The organism is Rhodococcus sp. NPDC056960, assembly GCF_042674125.1.
GTDB lineage: Bacteria > Actinomycetota > Actinomycetes > Mycobacteriales > Mycobacteriaceae > Rhodococcus_F.
This window is the reverse complement of the sequence record NZ_JBHURF010000011.1, coordinates 191,189-208,590: the sequence shown is the minus strand read 5'-3', so window position 1 is coordinate 208,590 and position 17,402 is coordinate 191,189. Positions and strand designations below refer to the sequence as shown.

Sequence of the window (17,402 nt, the reverse complement as noted above, 5' to 3'; positions counted from 1 at the left end):
ATGAGTGCCTCGACCGAATGGGCTAAAGCTCCCGACTTCGCCGGGCAGCCTGCTCGGCTCGAGGCCATTCATGCGCAGACGGTGGCCGACAAGGCCAATTACCTCGACGACGGAATGAACGAAGTCGAGTGCCGTACGTGCGGAACCTGTGTGCTGGTGCGCAAGAACAGCCTTAAGCACACGAGCGTCCAGTGGACGGACGACCCCGCGAAGACGTGCCCGACCTTCCGGGACGCCGTCGGCGAGGGACAGTCCACCGCGCTCCGGGAAGGGTGCCCGCGACTGTGGGACAGCATCAACCACGCGGTGATGGAGGGGTTCATCGACGTGCGGGATCACGTCGAATAGTCGTCGGCGCCGTCCGCCCGGACACGTCGCCCGATGTGACATTCGTGCCTTCTGTCTGCACGAATGTCACATTGGGCGCATAGGCTGGATGTGCCGTCGGATACGGCGGTTCCCCGCCGAACCGGAGGCGTCCCATGACAGGCCGAATCGTGCATTTCGAGATCCCCTTCGACGACGGTGACCGCGCACGAACGTTCTACCGGGACGCGTTCGGGTGGGCCATCGCCGAGATCCCCGACATGGACTACAGCATGGTCAGCACCGGACCGGTCGGCGAGAGCGGTATGCCCGACGAACCGGGGTACATCAACGGCGGCATGATGCAGCGCGGGGAGGTGACGTCCCCCGTGGTCACCGTCGACGTCGAGAGCATCGACGCCGCCCTCGCGAAGATCGAATCCCTCGGCGGGAAAACCGTCACCGGCAGGACCCCCGTCGGGAACATGGGTTTCGCCGCATACTTCACCGACTCGGAAGGCAACGTCGTCGGGCTGTGGGAGACCGCCCGCTGACCCGTGAGTACTTGTTAACGTCCGGCGGTTAACAAGTACTCACGGGCGCTCGCGCTGCAGTTCGAGGGCAATGTCGATGAGCTGATCTTCCTGGCCGCCGACGAGTTTGCGCTTGCCCGCGCGGACGAGGAGTTCGGCGGACGAGACGCCGTACCGTTCGGCCTGGCGTTCGGCGTGCTTGAGGAAGCTCGAGTAGACGCCGGCGTACCCCATCATCAGCGCCTGCCGGTCGAGGAGACATTCGGCGGGCATCGCCGGACGCACCACGTCCTCGGCGGCGTCGGCGATCGCGAAGAAGTCGATGCCCGTCTTGACGCCGATCTTGTCGCACACGCCGACGATCGCCTCGACCGGCGCGTTTCCGGCGCCGGCTCCGAATCGCCGTGTGCTGCCGTCGATCTGCTTGGCACCGGCCCGGATGGCGGCAATCGAGTTGGCCACACCGAGTCCGAGGTTCTCGTGACCGTGGAAACCCACCTGGGCATCGGTGCCGAGTTCCTGCACCAGCGCCTCGACGCGATCGGACACCTGCTCGAGCACGAGGGCGCCCGCGGAGTCGACGACATACACGCACTGGCAGCCGGCGTCGGCCATGATGCGGGCCTGCTGGGCGAGCTTCTCCGGGGAGATCGAATGCGCCATCATCAGGAAGCCGACGGTCTCGAGACCGCGGTCGCGGGCCAGCCCGAAGTGCTGGATAGACACGTCCGCCTCGGTGCAGTGCGTGGCGATGCGGCAGATGGAGGCGCCGTTGTCCTGCGCGACGATGATGTCGTCCTTGATACCGAGCCCCGGCAGCATCAGGAAGGCGATCTTCGCGTTCTTCGCCGTGTCGACGGCGATCGAGATGAGTTCCTGCTCCGGCACCTTCGAGAACCCGTAGTTGAACGAGGACCCGCCCAGTCCGTCGCCGTGCGTCACCTCGATGACCGGGACCCCGGCGCCGTCGAGCGCACCGACGATGGCCTGGACCTCGTCACCGGTGAACTGGTGCCGCTTGTGATGCGAACCGTCCCGCAGCGAGGTGTCGGTGACGCGGATGTCCCAGCTGGGGTCGAAATGGACCATAGTGCTCATGCCTCCACACTCAGGAGCTTCTGGGCGATCTCCTCGCCCACCTTGGTTGCCGCCGCGGTCATGATGTCGAGGTTGCCCGCATACGGCGGCAGGAAGTCGCCTGCGCCCTCGACCTCGACGAACGTCGTGACCGTCGCCTGCCCGCCCGACACGACGCTCGGGTCGTCGAACTGCGGTTCGTTGAGCAGCCGGTAGCCGGGGACGTATTGCTGGATGTCCGCGACGACGCGGTGGATGGAATCGGTGACGGCGGCGCGGTCGGCGTCCTCGGGGATCGCGCAGAAGATGGTGTCGCGCATGATCATCGGCGGGTCGGCCGGGTTGAGGATGATGATGGCCTTGCCGCGCTGCGCTCCGCCGATGGTCTCGATGCCGCGGCTGGTGGTCTTGGTGAACTCGTCGATGTTGGCGCGGGTGCCCGGGCCCGCGGACACGGACGCCACCGAGGCGACGATCTCGGCGTAGGGCACGTCGACGACGCGGGAGACCGCGTACACGATCGGGATCGTGGCCTGCCCGCCGCACGTGATCATGTTGATGTTGGGGGCGCCGAGGTGTTCGCGCAGGTTGGCCGGCGGGACCACGGCAGGTCCGACGGCGGCGGGGGTCAGGTCGACGGCGCGGATACCCGCGGCCTCGTACCGGGGTGCGGCCTCCCGGTGGACGTAAGCGGACGTCGCCTCGAACACGAGGTCCGGCTTCTCCGGCAGGTTCAGCAACCAGTCGACCCCCTCGGCCGAGGTCTCCAGTCCCATCGTGCGGGCCCGCGCGAGGCCCTCGCTCGCGGGGTCGATCCCGATCATCCACCGGGGTTCGAGCCATTCGGATCGCTGCAGCTTGTAGAGCAGGTCGGTGCTGATGTTGCCCGAGCCGACGATCGCCACACTTGCCTTGGTCATGAACAATCTCCTACTTGAACTGCAGGGATACGGTTCCGAGCCCACTGAACTCGGCGCGGAAGTGATCGCCCGGGTGCGCGTCGATGGCGCGGGTGCAGGAGCCGGGCAGCACGATGTCACCGGCCTTCAACCGGACGCCGAAGCTCTCGACCTTCTGCGCGAGCCAGGCGACGGCGGTCACCGGGTTGCCGAGCACGGCGTCGCTGCGGCCCTCGGCCTTGGTCTCACCGTTGCTCGTCAGGACGGCGTCGATGGCCTTGATGTCGATGTCCGTCGGCCGCACCCGGTTCTTGCCGAGCACGAAACCGGCGGACGACGCGTTGTCGGCGATCGTGTCGGGCAGGGTGATCTTCCAATCGGTGATCCGGCTGTCGATCAGTTCGATGGACGGCGCGAACGCCACAGTGGCGTCCAGGACGTCCTGCTCGGTGCAGCCGGCCCCGGGGAGGTCGGCGCCGAGCACGAACGCGACCTCGACCTCCACGCGCGGGAAGCAGAACCGCGCGGTGTCGACGGGCTGGTCCTCGAACACCTCCATGTCGGCGAGCAGGTGACCGTAGTCGGGTTCGTCGACACCCATCATCTGCTGCATCGCAAGGGATGACAGGCCGACCTTGTGCCCGACGACCTTCGCCCCGTCCTGCAACCGGCGGCGGATGTTGATCAGCTGGATTTCGTAGGCGTCGACGACGTCGATGTCGGGGTGGTCCGCGGTCAGGGGGCCGATGGGGGCCCGGCCGCGTTCGGCAGCGTCGAGCTGATCCGCCAACTCGGTGCGTAGTTGCGTCGAGAGCATGGTGTGAGGACCTTCCCAGAAGTTCGTTTGCGTGCGCACGCCCACCGGTTTTCACTGCAACGTGTTTCGTTCTTGTTTGTTGGCGTCAGTAATACTTCCTGGCAGAAACGATGGACTGACAACCCCATCATTCTATAACGTGTTCTACATGAGCAAGCACGAATACGACATCGTGGTCGTCGGGAGCGGTGCCGGTGGGATGACCGCTGCCCTGACCGCGGCCCACAAGGGACTGAGCGTCGTCATCCTGGAAAAGGCAGCGCACTTCGGCGGCTCGACCGCGCGCTCCGGCGGTGGCGTGTGGATCCCCAACAACGAGGCGCTGATCGCCGCGGGAGTCGACGACACCACCGACGCCGCCCGGACCTACCTGCACAGCATCATCGGCGACGTCGTCCCGAAGGACCGCATCGACGCCTACATCGACCGTGGCCCCGAGATGCTGTCGTTCGTGCTGAAGAACAGCCCGCTGAAGCTGCAGTGGGTGCCCGAATATTCCGACTACTACCCCGAGGCCCCCGGCGGACGGCTCGGCGGACGGTCCGTCGAGCCGACACCGTTCGACGGCCGGAAACTCGGTGCCGACCTCGCGAAACTCGAACCCGATTACGTCAAGGCTCCGTCGAATTTCGTGATCACCCAGGCCGATTACCGGTGGCTGAACCTGCTGATGCGCAACCCGCGCGGTCCGCTGCGGGCCGCGCGGGTCGGGCTCCGGTTCCTCGGCGCGAAGCTCACCGGCAAACGGCTGCTCGTCCGCGGTCAGGCGCTCGTCGCGGGACTGCAGGCCGGGTTGAAGGCCGCGGGCGTCCCGATCCTGCTCGACACCCCGCTCACCGACCTCTACGTGGAGGACGGCGTGGTCCGCGGTGTCGCCGCCACGGTCGACGGGCAGCCGCAGGTGTTCCGGGCGCGCCGCGGCGTCGTGATCGCGTCGGGCGGATTCGAGCACAACGACGAGGCCCGCAAGAAGTATCAACGCGCCCCGATCGGCACGGAGTGGACCGTCGGCGCCAAGGCCAACACCGGCGACGGCATCTGGGCGGGTGAAAAGCTCGGTGCCGCGCTCGATTTGATGGAGGACGCCTGGTGGGGTCCGTCGATCCCACTCACCGGGGGCCCATGGTTCGCGCTGTCCGAGCGGAGCCTGCCCGGCTGCATCATGATCAACGAATCCGGCACGCGGTTCGTCAATGAGTCGGCTCCGTACGTCGAGGCGACGCACGCGATGTACGGCGGCGCGTACGGGCAGGGCGACGGTCCGGGCGAGAACGTTCCGTGCTGGCTCGTCCTCGACCAGCGGTACCGCGACCGGTACGCGTTCGCCGGCCTCACCCCGCGGTCCCCGTTCCCCGGTCGCTGGCTGAAGGCCGGAGTCGTCGTCGAGGCGGGCACCGTCGCCGAACTCGCCGGGAAGATCGGTGTCCCCGTCGACGCACTCACCGAAACGGTCTCGCGTTTCAACACTTTCGCCCGGACCGGCAAGGACGAGGACTTCGGCCGAGGCGAGAGCGGCTACGACCACTATTACGGGGATCCCCGCAACAAGCCGAACCCCAGCCTGGGCGCGCTCGAGAAGGCGCCGTTCTTCGCCGTCAAGATGGTCCCGGGCGACCTCGGGACCAAGGGCGGCCTCCGCACCGACCGCCACGCCCGCGTCCTGAGGGAGGACGGCAGCAGCATCGAGAACCTGTACGCGGTGGGCAATGCCAGCGGCCCGGTGATGGGCCACACCTACGCGGGCCCCGGAGCGACCATCGGTCCGGCGATGACGTTCGGCTATCTCGCCGTCCTCGACATCCTCGCAAAATCCGAACAGGCCGAGCTGACCGGAGATCCCACCAATGCCCATTGATCCGGATATCGCCATCGGAGCCGAACTGCCCACCCAGGAATTCTCCTGGACCAGTTCCGACGTGCAGCACTACCACCTCGCACTCGGCGCCGGATCACGTCCGCTCGACGAGAAGGAGTTGCGGTATCTGACCGACGGGACACCGCAGGTGCTCCCCACGTTCGCCACCGTCGCCGCGAACTTTCATGCCACCGCGGCGCCGAGCGTATCGTTCCCGGGAGTCGAGATCGACCTCGCGAAGGTGGTCCACGGCAGCCAGGACGTGACCGTGCACCGGCCGATCCCTCCGGAGGGCAAGGCCCGCACCACCACCCGCATCGCCGAGGTGTGGGACAAGGGCAAGGCCGCCGTCATCGTGCAGGAATCGACCACCACCGACCTCGACGGCACTCCCCTGTGGACGGGGCGCTCGTCCATCTTCGCCCGCGGTGAGGGCGGCTTCGGCGGTGAGCGCGGACCGTCGACGTCCGTCACGCTGCCCGACCGTCCCGCCGACGCGGAGGTCGACTCCCCCGTGCTGCCGCAGCAGGCGCTGATGTACCGGATGTGCGGCGACCGCAATCCCCTGCATTCCGACCCGAAGTTCGCCTCCGCCGCAGGGTTTCCCGCACCGATTCTGCACGGCCTCTGCACCTACGGAATGGTGTGCAAGGCCGCGGTCGACACGGTCCTCGACGCGGACGCGTCGCAGGTGGCGGGGTTCCGCGTCCGGTTCGCGGGCGTGGTGTTTCCGGGCGAGACGCTGCACACCCGGATCTGGAAGGACGAGGGCAGGCTCCTCATCTCCGCCACGGTTCCCGAGCGCGATCATGCGCCGGCGCTGGCCGACGTGGTGCTGACCCTGGTGCAGGGGTGACAGTTACCCGAATTTGACCCGAATGTGCCCAGTTCGGACGGATATTCGCAATTGCCGGGCACGACGCCGCAACACTTTGTACGCTTTCCGTGACCTCATCGAGCCGTGTCAGCCGATGGTCGGGGCGGTTCCACGGCTCTCGGAGCAGTAGCAAAACGCACGAGCAGGAGCGAACAAAGGGGGGACGTCGTGTCCCAGCACAGGCCTCTCCGTCCCGTGCGGCGTGCCGCCGTTGCCGGTGCCCTCGCGTTCTGCGCGACCGCACTGGTCGCGCTTCCGGCGAACGCCGCACCGGTCGCCGGCAGTTCCGACAGCGGCAGCACCGGCGGCAGTTCGATGGGTTCGTCCGTACTCCCGACACCCATTCCCACGCCGACCGGGTTGGCCGCGCTCGCGGCGGCAGTCACCCAGACGGGCAAGCCCTATCTGTGGGGTGGGACGGGCCCGGACGCGTGGGACTGCTCGGGTTTGGTGCAGTGGGCGTTCCGGCAGGCGGGAGTGAATCTGCCCCGGACCACGTGGGAGCAGGCCGAGGTCGGTGCACCCATCCCGCTGTGGGCCCTGGCTCCCGGCGACATCGTGGTGCTCAACGACGACGCGTCGCACATCGGTATCTACGCGGGCTTCGGTCAGGTGTTCAATGCGTACGGACGCGGCGTGCCGGTCGGTCTGGCGCCGCTGTCGCAGTTCCACATCTACAGCATCCGGCGGTTCTGAGGTTCGGCCGACGACCCGGAGCGCCGCGCGTACGGCCACACCGCGACCACGAACAGCAGCACCACCGCGCCCGGCACGAGCAGGGACGACCACGCCGGCCCGTCGGGGAGTGTCGCCGCCAGACTCGCTGCCGCCCCGGCGACGACCGCGCCCAGCAGGAGCGTCGGCACTCCCGGTGCGACACCGGTGTACGCGACGAGCAGCAGAACCGTCGCCGCGACACCCGCGGCAGCCGCCGCGAACGCGGACGCACTGCCCAGGACGAGTGCGACCAGCGCCGCCTGCACCGCGATCACGGCCACCCCTCTCATCGGAGCGCCCCCGACGGCCTGCGGGCCCGATCCGCGAGGGCCAGCGCCAGATCCAGCGCGGAATCGTCGTCCCATGCCACCACCGGGACCCCGAGAACACCCATGTTCCGGTACATGTTGCGGCGTTCGAGCCGCCACATCCGTGCCGTCATCGGGTCGAGTTCGTGCTCGAACGGGGGGCCGCGGAGTACGTCCACTGCGACGACGACGTGCCCGCGTCGCCTCAATTCCAGCAGCGCCAGTGCGAAATTGGTGTCCAGCATGGTGGAGAACGCGATGACCACCGCCCTCGGCGGCAACGCGACCCGCGGGACCAATGTGCCTTCGGAGGCTCCGGCCTCCGAGTCGAGGACGGTGTCGAGGATCCGGTAGAACTGCCTGCGCCCGATGTCGGCGCCGAGCCATCGCAGCCGCAGTCCGCTGGCGACCACCCCGGCGCGATCACCGCGCTGCAACGCCGACTGCACCACCTGTGTAGCCCCGCGGACGATCCGGTGCAGGCTCTCCGACGCGGGCCCCGGCGCCTGCGGGGTGGTGTCGAGTACCGCGACGACATCCGCGGCGCGGTCCATGATCCGCTCGGTCACGTGGAGCCGGCCGCGCCGGGCACTCACGGGCCAGTTGACGCTGCGCAGCGGATCGCCAGGGGCGTGCGGCCGGATGTCGCCGAACTCGACCCCCGAACCGTACCGTCGAGTCCGGTGCGCTCCGATGCGATCCGGAAGCGGGGCGTGCGGAAGCGGAGTCGGCATCGGCGGCGCGAGCGGAAAGATCCGCAACTCGGCGACGGGCACCCGCACGGTCGCCGTCAGCAGGCCGCCGCCGGCGTGTGCGGTGACGATCAGTGCGGGTTTGTACCGACCCCACCGGTGCGCCGACACAAGATAGTCGCCGTCGCCGCCCTGCTCGACCGTATAGCTGTCGGACTCCGCCGGTGTCACCGTGAGTTCCGCCGCACCGCCGCACGCTCTCACCTGCACCGAGAACCGCACGGACTCGGATTCGAAACACCGCAGCGCGCCATCGGGCGTCTCGACCCGCACACGGGTCGCCGGTCGCGGCAGCCACGTCACCGCGCCGAGCGCGCCGAGCATCGGAGCGGCGAAGACCACCAGTTCCCACCAGCGCCCCACGACTCCCACGGTCAGTGCCACGGCCGCGCACGTCGCCAGCGCGAGGGCGGCAGGCGACGCCCGCCAGGCCAGCGGGTGCTCCGTCATCGTGCCCTCGGTGCCGGGAGGCGGCGCAGCAGTTCCGCGAGGACGTCGTCGCTCCGGATCCGGCGCACCCACATCTCCGGGCGCAGGCTGATGCGGTGCGCGACAGCGGGAACGGCCAGCGCCTTGATGTCCTCGGGAATGACGAAGTCGCGGCCGGAGAGAAGGGCGCGGGCCCGCGCCAGCTGGACGAGGTCGAGTTCCGCGCGGGGACTCGCCCCGACCTCGACCTGCGGGTGATGGCGGGTGGCGTTCGCGAGCGCGACGACGTATCCGAGCACGTCGTGGTGGACGCTGACCTGCTCGAGCGATTCGCGCATCGCGAGGAGGTCGGCGGCGTCGACCACCTGCCGGATCTCGACGGGCGCCGATCCCCGATCCAGCCGTCGACGCAGCATCTCGTGCTCGTCGTCCTCGGTGAGATACCCGAGTCGCAGTCGGAGCGCGAACCGGTCGAGTTGCGCCTCGGGTAACGGGTACGTGCCCTCGTACTCGATGGGGTTGTCGGTGGCGAGCACGACGAACGGGCGCGGCAGCGTCCGGGTGGTGCCGTCGACGCTGACCTGTCCCTCAGCCATCGCCTCGAGCAGCGCCGCCTGGGTCTTGGGCGGGGTGCGGTTGATCTCGTCGGCGAGGAGCAGATTCGTGAAGATCGGACCCGGACGAAACTCGAAGCGGCCCGACGGCATGTCGTAGATGGTGGCGCCGAGCAGGTCGGCGGGCAGCAGGTCGGGGGTGAACTGGACCCGGGTGAAGTCGAGCCCGAGCGCGGCAGCGAAAGATCGTGCCACCAAGGTTTTTCCGAGCCCCGGCAGGTCCTCGATGAGCACGTGCCCGCCCGCCAGCACCGCGAGCAGGATCGACGTGAGTTCGTCGTGCTTGCCGACCACCGCCCGTTCGACCTCGGTCAGCACCGCGTGGGCGCGCGCGGTGGTGACCTCGGCGGGCATCGTCACAGCAACTCCAGTCGTCGCAGGATCCGGTCGAGCACGTCGCGACCCGGACCGGGTGCGGTCCGGTCGGTGCGCTGTATGCCGTCGGGATCGACCCACTGCCACAGGTCGCCGAAGAACACCTCACCCGCCGCCGTGACATCGGCCGGGTCACGCCCCTGCCGCTGTCCGGTCGACTGCTGGAATTCACGCGCGAGGAGCGGGCGCAGATGGTGGTCCCAGTCGCCGCGGGTGCCGTCGGCCCAGCTGATCAGCGTCTCGGTCCGCGCCACCCAGCGGGCCATCGCCTCGGCCCGTTCCGCCACCGCCCCCGACGGGAGGTCGCCCGGTTCCTCGGGTGCGAGGCGCCGTCGAATCTCGAAGAGCACCAGTGCCGTCACCACACCCGCGACCAGGACGGCCGCGCTGTACCGGCCCGCCGCCACCAGCGGGACCTCCACGGCCAGCACCGCCCCCACCCCGACTACTGCGACGGCGAACACGTGTCGCTCCCGAGGTCGCCCCGCACCCGCCTGAGCAGATCCGCCGCCTCGTCGCGATGACGTTCGTCCATCGGATGCAGGCTGAACCTCGCCTCGGAGAACAGCCGCACGAGCGGCGCCGCGGCCTCGAAGCGCAGGACACCGAGTTGCACTGCGCGGGCCAGCACTTCGGACGGTGTGTCCGAGTCGCGGGGCTCGGCGCCCGGCGCGCCGCGTAGCGCATCTTCCATCGCGACGTAGCTGGCGATGATGGCCTCGCGCGGCGGCAGATCCGGGGCGACGACCACGGCGAGGCCTTCCTCAGCCGCGCGGGCCAAGGACTGCGAGGTGCCCGCGACGACGCCGGCACGCGCCGCCGTCCACGCCTCGGCCCGGGCCCGGACAGGACGCCGCGCCGCGGCGCCGAGGATCAGCAGCGTCACCAGTACTGGTCCGGCAATCGCTGCCGCGGTCCACAATTCCGTGAGGTCCTCCCGCGTCGCGCCGACCTCGCCGGACGGCGGACTCGTCTCGATGGGCGCGGTGTCGCCGGATCGAGCGGCACCGTCGTCGTCGGCGGTCGGGCTCGCCGGGGACGGCGTACGGTCCGGTGAGTTGCTGCCACCGATCGATCCGGCGACGAGCACCGTCGCCACCAGGAGCGCGGCGAATGCCGCCCACCCGACCAGGTGCCGGCGCGACACCGACACTCCGGTGCTGCCGGTGGGACCCAGCGACGGCGGTTCCGGGGCGACACGAGGCCGACCGCCGCGGACGGCGGACGCCAGCGCGACCGCCGCGACGACGACCGCGACCGCGGAGAGGACGACCAACGCCCGCGTCGCCCCGGCGCCCGGTTCCGTCGGTGTCGCGGGGGTGTCGGGCGCGGGGACCACCCTGGCCGCGAACGTGACCGCCACGACGGCCGCCAGCAGGGCGACCGTGTGGACGACCCTGCTTCTCACCCGACGGTCCGGCATCCTCCACTCCCGAGTTGCCCTTCCATCGTGACACGCGGGGGCGGGGAAAATCACCCGTTCACGGCGGCGGACGGCGCAGCATGTTCCGGACGTATCCATCCACGAAGGAGAGTTACTTGACCACCTCCCCGGTTACCGGAGCCGAATTGTCGCGATCACTGGAACCCCTGGGGGTTGCGGTTCCGTCGGCCGTGCCCACGCATTGGTACAACCTGGCGGCGGATCTTCCGGAACCCGTTCCGCCGCATCTGCATCCCGGAACCCGGGAGCCGCTGGGCCCGGAGGATCTGGCTCCGCTGTTTCCCGCGAGCCTCATCGAGCAGGAAGTGGCGACCGACCGTTACATCGAGATCCCGGACACGGTCCGGGAGATCTACGGGATGTGGCGTCCGTCGCCGCTGGTGCGCGCGCACCGGCTGGAGCGGGTTCTCGGTACGCCCGCACGGATCTACTACAAGTACGAGGGTGTGAGTCCCGTCGGCTCGCACAAGCCGAATACGGCTGTGGCGCAGGCGTACTACAACGCCCTCGAGGGAACCACCAAGCTCACCACCGAGACCGGCGCCGGCCAATGGGGCGCGTCGCTGTCGTTCGCCGGCGCATTGCTCGGGCTCGAGGTGGAGGTGTGGCAGGTGCGGGCCTCGTTCGACGCGAAGCCCTACCGCCGCCTCCAGATGGAGGCCTACGGCGGCATCTGCCATCCGTCGCCGTCCGACCTCACCGAGGCCGGACGGGCGATGCTCGCAGAGCACCCCGACACCACGGGGTCGCTGGGCATGGCGATCAGCGAGGCCGTCGAGGTGGCCGCGGGCGACCCCCGCGCCCACTACTCGCTGGGCAGCGTCCTCAACCACGTCATGCTCCACCAGACCGTGATCGGCCAGGAGGCCATGGCGCAGCTGGAGGACGCCGGCGAGCCCGTCGCGCACACGGTGTTCGGTTGCGCCGGTGGCGGTTCCAATCTCGCGGGGCTGACGTTCCCGTTCCTCGGCCGCAACCTGCGGGAGGGCACCACCACGCGCCTCGTCGCCTGTGAGCCGGCGGCCTGCCCGTCCCTCACGCAGGGCGAGTACCGCTACGACTTCGGCGACGTCGCCGGCCTGACCCCGCTCCTGAAGATGTACACGCTGGGCAACGACTTCGTTCCGCCCGCGATCCACGCGGGTGGCCTGCGGTACCACGGCATGTCGCCGATGGTCTCGCACGCCGTCGCGCTCGGCCTGATGGAGGCGACGGCGATCGAACAGGACGACGCACTCGAGGCCGGCCTACTCTTCGCCCGCGCCGAAGGCATCATCCCCGCACCGGAATCCACGCACGGTGTGGCCGCGGCCATCGCGCACGCCCGCACGGTCACCGAACCGGAGGTCGTGGTCATCGGACTGTCCGGCAACGGCCAGTTGGACCTGCCCGCGTACAGCCGGTACGTCTGATCGATTCCCCGTCGCCGAGGCCGACCCCCGGGTCCGCCTCGGCGACGGTCATCGGCGCAGCGTCGACAACCGGCTCACCAGGCGATCCACGTCGAGCATGTCCCCGAGTCCGGCGAACAGGTCGTCCCACGGCACGTCCGCGACAACGGTCAGCGCTGTCCCCCGGTCGTACAGCACGTCGACGACGTTCGCGAACCGCCGCACGGTCTCCGCGCCGACGTCCCGCAGTCGCGGCACCCCGGTGATCACCCAGCACGGGAACCGGGCCGACAGGTCGAGGTAGTCGGCGGGCGTGGTCGGGGTGTCGCACAGGGCCCGGAAGTCGAACCACACGGTCCGGTCCCGCACCGCCGACGCCGTCACGGTGCGTGTGCCGACCGGCAGCACAACACGCTCGCGGAGGTCCGGACGCTCGGTCTCGGCGGCGCCGGTGAACCGTCCGGGCCCGAACCCGCCCTCGGCGGTCGTCACGGTGCGATAGTCGACCGGCCCCGCGACCTCCACCACCGTCAGATGCTGTTCCAGCACGGCGATCGTCGGCGCGAACAGGTGATGGAACAGCGGGTTGGGCAGCAGGCCGCCGGGGGGATAGTTCGACGTGACCACCAGCGTGATTCCGCGGGCGAACAGCGCCTTCAGCAGTCGCGCCACCAGCATCGCGTCGCCGACGTCGTGGAGGTGGAATTCGTCGAAGCACAGCAACCGGACGTCGCCGAGTGCCGCGTCGACGGCGAGGTCGATGGATCCCAGTTCGTGCGCGTCGGCGTGGAGTCCCCGGAAGAAGTCGTGGAAGTGAACCCGCCGCTTCGGCCCCGGCGCCGATCGGAAGAAGCCGTCCATCAACCAGGTCTTGCCTCGCCCGACCGGTCCCCACAGGTAGACGCCGCGGACCGCGGACCGGTCGTTATCCAAACCGTCGGCGGTCTCGCGCAGGACCGCCGCGGCCGCACGCTGTTCGTCGTCCAGCAGCACCTCTACATCCATAGAGGAAACACTACGAATGTAGAGTCGCGGGCGACAAGCCGATGTGAGGAGGCAGACACCGTGCCCGAACGGCGTGAGCAGATTGCCGACGCGGCGATCACGATCATCGCGCGCGACGGCATGCGCGCCCTGACGCACCGGGCCGTCGACCGCCGCCTCGGCCTGCCGGGCGGTTCCACGTCGTACTACTTCCGCACCCGGCGCGCCCTCGTCGAATCCGCGGTACGCCGGCTCACCGACCGCTCGCGCCACGAATTCGAGAACGCCGCACCGCCGCCCCTCGACCTGTCGTCCCTGGCCGAGGACGTGGCCCGGTCCCTCGACCGGTTGCTGCACACCCGCCGCGACGACCTCGTCGCGCGGCACGCCCTCACCATCGAATTGTCCGGCGACGCGGAACTGCACGCACTGCTCGCGACGTGCCTGTTCTCCCGCGCCCGCGCCACCGCACTGTTCGAGGCCCTCGGCGTCGCCGACCCCGGCGATGCGGGCGCCGACTTCGTCAGCGTCGTCGAGGGCCTGGTCTTCGACCGTTTCATGGGCGCCCGATCCCTCGACGGTCTCGAACCCGGCACCGAACGCAGCGTGCGGCAACTGGCCCGCGCCGTCGAGTCGTTTCTGCGCGGCGCGACGGCCTGAGCGAATGTCACCGCGGTGCCGCCGGACGGGACCGAGGTGACATCGGGCGAGCGGGTGGACGACGCGAATCCCCCATTTCTGCCAAAATCGTGACGTGAACCCCCAGTACCTCAGCCGTCTCCCCGACAGCAGTTTCGACCGCGTCGACGCACTCCTCGACCCCGTCGACACCGACCTCGCGGACGCGTTTCCGGGCGATCGGCAGCGAGCGCAGCCCATTCACACGGTCTATGTGAGTGCGGCGGACGCGGGACCGGACACCCCGAGGGTGTGGGGCGATCAGGCTGTCGAACTGCTGGACAGGCACACCGATGCGCTGACCGAAATCGGCACGACCGGTGCGCTTCCCGACGTCCGCGCGATGCTCGAACACCGTCCGGTCATGGATCTGCGGATCGACTTCGAGGACGGCTTCGGCTGGCGGAGCGACGACGTGGAGGACGCCACCGCGCTGGAGGCGGGGCGCACGCTGCGAACGCTCTCGGCCGACCCGGCCGGGCCGCGGTCGCTGGGGATCCGGGCCAAGGGCCTGGCTCCGCACGAGCGCCGTCGCGGGATCCGGACCCTCGAACTCGTGCTCGAAGGTGCGGGCGGCGTTCCCGACGGCTTCGTGTTCACCGTCCCGAAACTTCGTGCCGCCCAACAGGTCACCGCCGTCGTCGCGTTGTGCGAGGAACTCGAGCGCGCGTACGGTCTTCCCGACCACACGCTGCTCTTCGAGTTGCAGATCGAGAGCCCGCAGGCCGTGCTCGGCCCGGACGGCAGCGTGACCGTCGCGAAGGCCATCCACCTCGCCGACGGCCGGTGCACCGGATTGCACTACGGCACTTACGACTACAGCGCGGCCTGCGGGATCGCGTCGCGATTCCAGTCGCTCGAGCACCCGGTCGCCGACCACGCGAAGTCCGTGATGCTGGTGGCGGCGGCGCAGACCGGGGTCTGGGTGTGCGACGGGTCCACCCAGGTGGTCCCGGCGGGCACCGACGACGAGATCCGCGGCGCGCTCGCCCGGCACTACCGGCTCGTCACCCGGTCGCTCGAACGCGGGTACTACCAGGGATGGGACATGCACCCGGGGCACCTGATCACCCGCTGGCTCGCGACGTTCGACTTCTACCGCGACGCGCTGACCGCCGCCGCCACCCGGTTGCAGGCCTACCTCGACCGCCAGGGCGGCGGGGTGATGGACGAACCGGCCACCGCCCAGGCGCTCGCGACGGTGGTCCTGCGCGGTCTGGCGTGCGGGGCGTTCGACGAGGCGGCGGTCCTCGCCCAGGCGCCGAGTTGCGACACCGCCACGCTCCGCGACGTCCTCTCGCGCACCGTGGTTCCGGAGCCCTGAGCACCGCGGGCCCCGGCTCGAGGTCGGCGCCGCACGCCTCGAACTCCCCTACACTTGCCCCACGCCCGATCAGGAGGTAGCCGAACATCGTGTCCCCGAACACCCCGACCACACCCGATTTCCGCAGTCTCCCGGACCTGGCCGTCCGCACCCTCGGCGGCGCCGTCGTCTGGGCCAACGACGAGCTGTTCGCCGAGCGGGAGAACCTCATCCGCCCGGCCGCCGCCGAGTACCAGCCGGCCACGTTCGGCCACAAGGGTCAGGTGTACGACGGGTGGGAGACCCGCCGTCGCCGGGTGTCAGGTACCGACGAGGCCATCGTCCGGCTCGGTGTTCCCGGTGTGGTGCGCGGCGTCGTGGTCGACACGGCGTGGTTCAAGGGCAACTACCCGCCGGAGATCTCCGTGGCGGCGGCGTCCGTCGAGGGCTACCCGTCCGCCGCGGAACTGGTCGGCGCCGACTGGACCACGATCGTCGAGCGCAGCCCCGTGCAGGGCGACACCGAGAATCCGTTCGCCGTCGACTCCGACCGCCGATGGACGCACGTGAAGCTCGCAATGCATCCGGACGGCGGTGTCGCGCGCCTGCGGGTGCACGGTGAGGGCCGCCCCGACCCCCGCTTCCTCGACGCGGGCCCGGTCGATCTCGCGGCTCTCGAGAACGGCGCCCGAGTCACGTCCTGTTCCAACATGTTCTACGGGTCGCCGCAGAACATGCTTCTCCCCGGTCTCGCCCGGGTGATGGGCGACGGCTGGGAGACGTCCCGCCGCCGCGACGACGGCAACGACTGGGTCGAGATCCGGCTCGCCGCGCAGGGCACGGTGTCGCTGGCCGAACTCGACACGTCCTACTTCCTGGGCAACGCCCCCGGTGAGGCGAGCCTCCTCGGCCGCGACGGCGACGGCGAGTGGACGGAATTACTCCCCCGGACGCATCTGCAGCCCGACACGAGGCACCGATTCGTCCTCGACGGTGGCCGGCCCGTCACGGAGGCCCGGCTCGACATCTTCCCGGACGGCGGCATGGCGCGGTTGCGGTTGTGGGGTTCCCTGACCGACGCGGGTCGGGCAGGGTTGACGGCATGACCCACGGTTTCGACTCCAGTTATCCGCGTGACCTGGTCGGTTACGGGCAGAACCCGCCGGACCCGCAGTGGCCGGGCGGGGCGAAGATCGCCGTCCAGTTCGTCCTCAACTACGAGGAGGGCGCCGAGAACAACGTTCTCCACGGCGACCAGGCCTCGGAGACGTTCCTGTCCGAGATGGTCGGGGCCCAGCCCTTTCCGAACCGGCACATGAGCATGGAATCGATCTACGAATACGGTTCCCGCGCCGGACTGTGGCGCGTGCTCCGGACGTTCGAACGACGAGGGCTGCCGCTCACGATCTTCGCGGTGGCCAAGGCGATGCAGCGGAACCCTGAGGCGGTCAGCGCCTTTCGCGAACTCGGTCACGAGATCGCCTGCCACGGCCTGTGGTGGAAGTCGTACCAGCTCTCCGACGAGGACGCCGAGCGCCGGGACCTGGCGGAGGCGGTCGAGATCCTGCGGGACCTCACCGGTGAGGCGCCGCTGGGCTGGTACACCGGCCGCGACTCCCCGGTCACCCGGCAACTGGTGGTCGAGCACGGCGGCTTCGAGTACGACTCCGATTCGTACGCCGACGACCTCCCCTACTGGGTGGAGGTCGACGCCCCGGGGAAGGGCCTCGTCGATCACCTGGTGGTGCCGTACACCCTCGACACCAACGACATGCGGTTCGCGTCGCCCGGCGGTTTCCCGAGCGGCGAGCAGTTCTTCGCTCACCTGCGGGACGCGTTCGACGTCTTGTACGCGGAGGGAACGGCCGGCGCCCCGAAGATGCTGTCGGTGGGTCTGCACTGCCGCATCGTCGGCAGGCCGGCCCGCACCGCGGCACTCGAGCGTTTCCTCGACCACGTGCAATCGCACGACGGCGTCTGGGTGGCCCGGCGCATCGAGATCGCCCGCCACTGGCGCGACGTCCACCCCGCCTGAGGACGCAC

19 protein-coding genes are annotated in these 17,402 nt (G+C 69.6%); 10 read left to right on the top strand and 9 right to left on the bottom strand.

The features are described 5' to 3' along the window. Window positions 1-348: a hypothetical protein gene (locus ACFTWF_RS19465; RefSeq protein ID WP_378462902.1), complete on the top strand. Its 348-nt coding sequence runs from the start codon at window positions 1-3 to the stop codon at window positions 346-348. A 134-nt stretch (window positions 349-482) separates the two neighbouring features. After that, window positions 483-860 (top strand): VOC family protein, encoded by a 378-nt coding sequence (locus tag ACFTWF_RS19460; protein ID WP_185727345.1) that lies wholly within the window; start codon window positions 483-485, stop codon window positions 858-860. 39 nt (window positions 861-899) lie between these two features. On the opposite strand, the gene dmpG is transcribed toward ACFTWF_RS19460, so the two are convergent. From dmpG to ACFTWF_RS19445, 3 genes are read right to left on the bottom strand one after another with little or no spacing between them, the layout of a single operon-like run. Further along, window positions 900-1,937, bottom strand: coding sequence for a 4-hydroxy-2-oxovalerate aldolase (gene dmpG, locus ACFTWF_RS19455; RefSeq protein WP_378462813.1), 1,038 nt, complete (start codon window positions 1,935-1,937; stop codon window positions 900-902). After that, complete coding sequence (locus tag ACFTWF_RS19450; RefSeq protein ID WP_378462812.1) at window positions 1,934-2,836, bottom strand: acetaldehyde dehydrogenase (acetylating); 903 nt, start codon at window positions 2,834-2,836, stop codon at window positions 1,934-1,936. The genes dmpG and ACFTWF_RS19450 overlap by 4 nt, the downstream gene beginning before the upstream one ends. A gap of 10 nt (window positions 2,837-2,846) precedes the next feature. After that, entirely contained in the window at window positions 2,847-3,632 is a 786-nt protein-coding gene (locus tag ACFTWF_RS19445; protein WP_378462811.1) for a 2-keto-4-pentenoate hydratase, read from the bottom strand. A gap of 148 nt (window positions 3,633-3,780) precedes the next feature. Here ACFTWF_RS19445 and kstD point away from each other — a divergent pair, with 148 nt between their 5' ends. From kstD to ACFTWF_RS19430, 3 genes are all read left to right on the top strand, one after another. Further along, entirely contained in the window at window positions 3,781-5,487 is a 1,707-nt protein-coding gene (kstD, locus tag ACFTWF_RS19440) for a 3-oxosteroid 1-dehydrogenase (protein ID WP_378462810.1), read from the top strand. Continuing rightward, window positions 5,477-6,343, top strand: a complete 867-nt coding sequence (locus tag ACFTWF_RS19435) for a MaoC/PaaZ C-terminal domain-containing protein (RefSeq protein ID WP_378462809.1) — start codon at window positions 5,477-5,479, stop codon at window positions 6,341-6,343. The genes kstD and ACFTWF_RS19435 overlap by 11 nt, the downstream gene beginning before the upstream one ends. Window positions 6,344-6,532: 189 nt before the next feature. Further along, window positions 6,533-7,060: an NlpC/P60 family protein gene (locus tag ACFTWF_RS19430; protein ID WP_378462808.1), complete on the top strand. Its 528-nt coding sequence runs from the start codon at window positions 6,533-6,535 to the stop codon at window positions 7,058-7,060. On the opposite strand, the gene ACFTWF_RS19425 is transcribed toward ACFTWF_RS19430, so the two are convergent. From ACFTWF_RS19425 to ACFTWF_RS19405, 5 genes are read right to left on the bottom strand one after another with little or no spacing between them, the layout of a single operon-like run. Then, window positions 7,039-7,371, bottom strand: coding sequence for a hypothetical protein (locus ACFTWF_RS19425; RefSeq protein WP_378462807.1), 333 nt, complete (start codon window positions 7,369-7,371; stop codon window positions 7,039-7,041). The two genes, ACFTWF_RS19430 and ACFTWF_RS19425, sit on opposite strands and share 22 nt — an antisense overlap. Further along, entirely contained in the window at window positions 7,368-8,591 is a 1,224-nt protein-coding gene (locus tag ACFTWF_RS19420) for a DUF58 domain-containing protein (RefSeq protein ID WP_378462806.1), read from the bottom strand. Before ACFTWF_RS19420 ends, ACFTWF_RS19425 begins: the two co-directional genes overlap by 4 nt. Then, window positions 8,588-9,544, bottom strand: a complete 957-nt coding sequence (locus ACFTWF_RS19415; protein WP_378462805.1) for an AAA family ATPase — start codon at window positions 9,542-9,544, stop codon at window positions 8,588-8,590. The genes ACFTWF_RS19420 and ACFTWF_RS19415 overlap by 4 nt, the downstream gene beginning before the upstream one ends. Further along, on the bottom strand, window positions 9,541-10,023 hold the full coding sequence (locus tag ACFTWF_RS19410) for a hypothetical protein (RefSeq protein ID WP_378462804.1): 483 nt from the start codon (window positions 10,021-10,023) through the stop codon (window positions 9,541-9,543). The genes ACFTWF_RS19415 and ACFTWF_RS19410 overlap by 4 nt, the downstream gene beginning before the upstream one ends. Then, window positions 10,005-10,967 (bottom strand): DUF4129 domain-containing protein, encoded by a 963-nt coding sequence (locus ACFTWF_RS19405; RefSeq protein WP_378462803.1) that lies wholly within the window; start codon window positions 10,965-10,967, stop codon window positions 10,005-10,007. Before ACFTWF_RS19405 ends, ACFTWF_RS19410 begins: the two co-directional genes overlap by 19 nt. Window positions 10,968-11,098: 131 nt before the next feature. Here ACFTWF_RS19405 and ACFTWF_RS19400 point away from each other — a divergent pair, with 131 nt between their 5' ends. Next, window positions 11,099-12,415 carry a TrpB-like pyridoxal phosphate-dependent enzyme gene (locus ACFTWF_RS19400; RefSeq protein ID WP_378462802.1) on the top strand — a complete coding sequence of 439 codons (1,317 nt, stop codon included), beginning with the start codon at window positions 11,099-11,101 and terminating at the stop codon, window positions 12,413-12,415. A gap of 48 nt (window positions 12,416-12,463) precedes the next feature. On the opposite strand, the gene zapE is transcribed toward ACFTWF_RS19400, so the two are convergent. Next, entirely contained in the window at window positions 12,464-13,381 is a 918-nt protein-coding gene (zapE, locus tag ACFTWF_RS19395; protein WP_378462901.1) for a cell division protein ZapE, read from the bottom strand. Window positions 13,382-13,459: 78 nt separating this feature from the next. Here zapE and ACFTWF_RS19390 point away from each other — a divergent pair, with 78 nt between their 5' ends. The 4 genes from ACFTWF_RS19390 to puuE all read left to right on the top strand — a co-directional run bounded on the left by ACFTWF_RS19390 (window position 13,460) and on the right by puuE (window position 17,394). Then, the gene (locus ACFTWF_RS19390; protein ID WP_378462801.1) at window positions 13,460-14,038 is read left to right on the top strand and encodes a TetR/AcrR family transcriptional regulator; all 579 of its coding nucleotides are present in this window, start codon (window positions 13,460-13,462) and stop codon (window positions 14,036-14,038) included. Window positions 14,039-14,132: 94 nt separating this feature from the next. Then, window positions 14,133-15,380 (top strand): DUF6986 family protein, encoded by a 1,248-nt coding sequence (locus ACFTWF_RS19385; RefSeq protein WP_378462800.1) that lies wholly within the window; start codon window positions 14,133-14,135, stop codon window positions 15,378-15,380. 89 nt (window positions 15,381-15,469) lie between these two features. Next, the gene (gene alc / locus ACFTWF_RS19380) at window positions 15,470-16,465 is read left to right on the top strand and encodes an allantoicase (RefSeq protein ID WP_378462799.1); all 996 of its coding nucleotides are present in this window, start codon (window positions 15,470-15,472) and stop codon (window positions 16,463-16,465) included. Further along, entirely contained in the window at window positions 16,462-17,394 is a 933-nt protein-coding gene (gene puuE, locus ACFTWF_RS19375; RefSeq protein WP_378462798.1) for an allantoinase PuuE, read from the top strand. Before alc ends, puuE begins: the two co-directional genes overlap by 4 nt. Window positions 17,395-17,402 lie beyond the last annotated feature (8 nt).